The sequence below is a fragment of the Mycoplasma leonicaptivi ATCC 49890 genome, from assembly GCF_000622205.1.
In the GTDB taxonomy this organism is placed as follows: domain Bacteria; phylum Bacillota_I; class Bacilli_A; order Mycoplasmatales; family Metamycoplasmataceae; genus Mycoplasmopsis; species Mycoplasmopsis leonicaptivi.
The window spans coordinates 1-3886 of record NZ_JHWE01000058.1; the positions used below are offsets into that span (position 1 = coordinate 1).

Annotated in this window: 4 protein-coding genes; all 4 read right to left on the reverse strand. The window is 24.2% G+C overall.

From position 1 onward, the window contains the following. On the reverse strand, positions 1–414 hold a 414-nt coding region (locus tag BU00_RS04690), incomplete at its 3' end, for a DEAD/DEAH box helicase family protein (RefSeq protein WP_036459049.1). After that, entirely contained in the window at positions 401–1804 is a 1404-nt protein-coding gene (locus tag BU00_RS05125) for a site-specific DNA-methyltransferase (protein WP_342665346.1), read from the reverse strand. The genes BU00_RS05125 and BU00_RS04690, both read right to left, overlap by 14 nt. Continuing rightward, complete coding sequence (locus BU00_RS05425; protein WP_036459051.1) at positions 1735–2103, reverse strand: hypothetical protein; 369 nt, start codon at positions 2101–2103, stop codon at positions 1735–1737. Before BU00_RS05425 ends, BU00_RS05125 begins: the two co-directional genes overlap by 70 nt. A gap of 145 nt (positions 2104–2248) precedes the next feature. Then, the coding region (locus tag BU00_RS05255; protein ID WP_036459053.1) for a DEAD/DEAH box helicase at positions 2249–3886 on the reverse strand (1638 nt) is incomplete at its 5' end.

Sequence of the window (3886 nt, forward strand, 5' to 3'; positions counted from 1 at the left end):
TATTGTTCCTTTTTTAAACGAATCACCACCCATTATAAAAACTTCATTAGGATTAGCAAAAAACTGATAGTTTTTTTCTTTACTAAATCCATTCTTTGAGCTACTTGGTGATTCAATTCTATGAATAACAATGTTTTTGTTATCAATATAATATTTATATTCTAAAAAACTTTCATACATTTGTTTTGGTAATTCAGCACTTGATAATGTAACAATAACAAAAACTAAATTAATATCTTGGTGATATTTACTTCAAGATATTAATTTATCTATAAAGTTTAACATCATAAAAGTTTTACCTGAACCAGTAGGTGCTTTGAAATACACAGCATTTTTAGATGAATTTTGTAAAGTAGATGTTGCCTCGTTTACTAAAAGATCAACAACTTTATTTTGTGAATTAGTTAGTTGCATCTTCATCCTTAATTTGAGGTTTTAGTGCAAGTAAAGAGTTTAGAATATCAATTTCTTGTAGATTTTTTAAATATTGTTCACCAATACCAAAATCAATTAAAACATTTTTTATTTGATTTGTTAAATTATCAATTGATAGTTGATTATTAAATATTGAAACATCTTGATGTTTAATATTGTAAACATTTAAATTTGATTTGTATGGTTCATTGTCTTTTGCTCATTTAAAGTCTTCACCATTTGTACCAACACCATTATTGATTCTAAAAAGTCTTTCATATGTTACATTTGTTGCAATATTGTTTTCATTGTTTGTGACAAGAGTATAAGTTCTATTTCCGCCATCTTCTTTATTAAGTTCTAAAACAGCATGTCCTGTAGTTCCTGAACCAGCAAAGAAGTCAAGGATACGTGCGTTTTTATTTCTTATTAAACCAGTGATGTACTTAATTAATCCAACTGGTTTTGGGAACGAGAAGTCCTTATTATCAATAACAGAGATAAGTATTCTTTTTCCTGAACTTGTTGTTAAATTTCCTTCATCAATTAAATTATTAAAATTATTTCCTTCTGTTCTTTCTAAAATTTCATATGGTTTTCTTCTATCTACTATTACTTTTTCATATGATTTTCTATATGCTTTTCAATATTTTGTCCCATTTTTATCTAATTTTTGTTGTATTTCTATAAAACCATTATTGTTTAAAAAGTTAAATAGTTCCTTTCCGATTGTGTAACTGTATGATTTAGGTTTTTTTACATTGTTATAATTTTTAAATTCACTACCATCAGGCGCTTTAATTAAATAATCAAGACTTTCCGAATATTGAAATGTACTTTTAGAACAAGAATGATCTAGATTAGTTAAGTAAAATTTACCTCTTGTTTCTATGTATTCATCTTCAAGTGTATATTTATCTTTATCTATAGATTTTGTATTTATCACTAATTTTTCTTTTGATATTGCATATATCAAAATAAACTCAGTTTCAGTTTCTAGATTTATTTTATCTGATCCACCACCAGTATTTTTCTTTCTTCATATCAAATTACCTACAAAATTCTCTTCACCAAAAATTTCATCCATCAAGACTTTTAAATATGCTTGTTCAGCATCATCGATTGAAACAAAAATCACCCCATCATCTTTAAGGAGTTGTTTTGCTAAACGAAGTCTTTCATTCATAAAATTAAGTCAACCATTACGAGAATATTTATCCCTGTAAACAAATTTATTTGCTTTAATTTGTTCTTTGTCATCAGCAATAGAATTACCATCGCTGCTTGTTGCTTCGGTATTATAAGGAGGATCAATATAAATTAGGTCATATTTATATTCAAGACCTGCTCTCTCTCTCTCTCTCTCTCTATCATTATTAAGTTCTTTAATGCATCATAGTTTTCACCTATGATTAAAGTATTTTGATTAGTTTTGTTTTGATCTAAAACAAAACTAAGATTTGCATCTTTTTCTAAAATTGCAATAGTATTTGAATTTGTTTCTGGTGCAATATCAAATCTAAAACCAGTTTTTACTCTTTGTGCTAGAAATTGAAATACATATTCTAATTTTGAATCATCAAATTTAGATAATATTTCATACACTAAATCTTTTTGATCTTTATTTAATTCTTTTGATGATATTTCATCTAATTGTTTTTTATATGTTTCTAATAATTTTGTTTCCATAATCCTCCATTTATAAATATATTTTATTATATTTAGATATTTTAAGAGTAAAAAGATTGAGAAAGTGTAAATAACTGCGATATAACCACAATTTTATCTCTCTTTAGTAAACAAAATCAATGTTTTTAAAACATTGATGTATAAACTATTTATCTGTAATACTAAAAATTTCTTTTAAGTGTTGTAATGATTTACTAATAATTTGATCATGAATATGTGAATTGTTTTGATCGAAGTTTTTTAATTTAATATCAACTTCATTAATCGAACTTGAACCTGCATATTTAAAATCTGCATCATTATTTTTAGGTTTAACAAAACAAATTATTAAAGATAAATCATATTGTTTATCATTAAAGTTTGCAAGATATTTTTGATACTCCTCAAAAAGTGTTTTAGTTTTGTTTTCATCTAAATCATTTAAATAAGTTTTAACTTCTACAAAAACAAAATGATTATCTTTTTTAATAATAAAATCAGGATAAGAATTGCTTAGTTCAAATGAATTATTAATATATTCAAAATTTATACCATATTGAACAGGATTTTTCGTTCACACAACAATATCATTACGTTGCAAAAAATCTTCAACTTCTTTTGCAAAAAATAATTCTGCTTCAGAATCAAATTTTAAGTCCTTGATGTTTTCACTTGTTAATTCTTTATAAGCAAAATAATTTTTTGTTTCATATAGTTTTTGTGACTTTTCATCTGTTATTCAAAATAAATTTTGTGGAAGTTTATTCGTCATTTTTATTGCATATTTTGCATTTTTAGTTTCAAATTCTTTTTTAAATATATCCTGATAAATTTTGTGCAATTCATCTGCATAAGTTTTGTATATAGTTAATCAATATAGATTTTTTTGAAGATTTTCTTTGTGCAGTTTTAAAAACATCTCATCAAAATATTGAATAATTTTTTTAGTAAAAAACTTTTGATGTTTATTTTGCAGTTTAATTAAATAAATTTGCAATTCTAAACTATTATGTATTTTAGTATCGATAAATAAACCAGAACCTCATTTTTTAGTTTCAATTGAAATATATTTATTTTTTAGCAATTCATTTTTATATTTTTCTGCATTAACATAATAAAACTTTAAAAAGTTAATTTCTTGTAAGGTATTGTTTCATCCATCAAAATCTTTTTCAAGTTTTTCAAGAGCAGCAACTTCATACTCATCAATTGAGATAATTGTTTGTTTATTTTTAATACCTTCTAAAACACCTACAGGAAAAACAAGATTTGAATATTGCGGTTTTAAAACTGCGCTTTTTATTTGAGTATCTTTTACATCTAAATTACTATAAATATAGTAATTTCTAGATATTGAATTATCTCTAAAAGTATATTCAGGATTTGGATTTCTTTTAATTCTTCCTATTGTTTGAATACTTAAATTTGTTGATGATATATTTCTAAGCTGTACAAGCATACAAGCTCTTGGTATGTTTCAACCTGTTGCTGGACCTATTTTAAATATAATAACATCAACTGGTGATGATTTATGTGAAATATCACGTAATGAAAGGTTTTCTTTTTGTCTAATGTTACTTGAAACTTTCTTTTCATCAAAATATTTTACTCAACTTAAATTGTGTGATTCTAAAATTTTAATAATTAAATCCATTTGCTTATTAAATTCTGCATTTTTTTCAATATTTTTACTATCGTTATCAATTTGAATAAGCATCGCAGGATTAATACCAATTAATCCTTGCTCATTAATGTGATCATTATATTGCTTTTTAATTTTTTTAAACTCTAAACAAGCAGTATT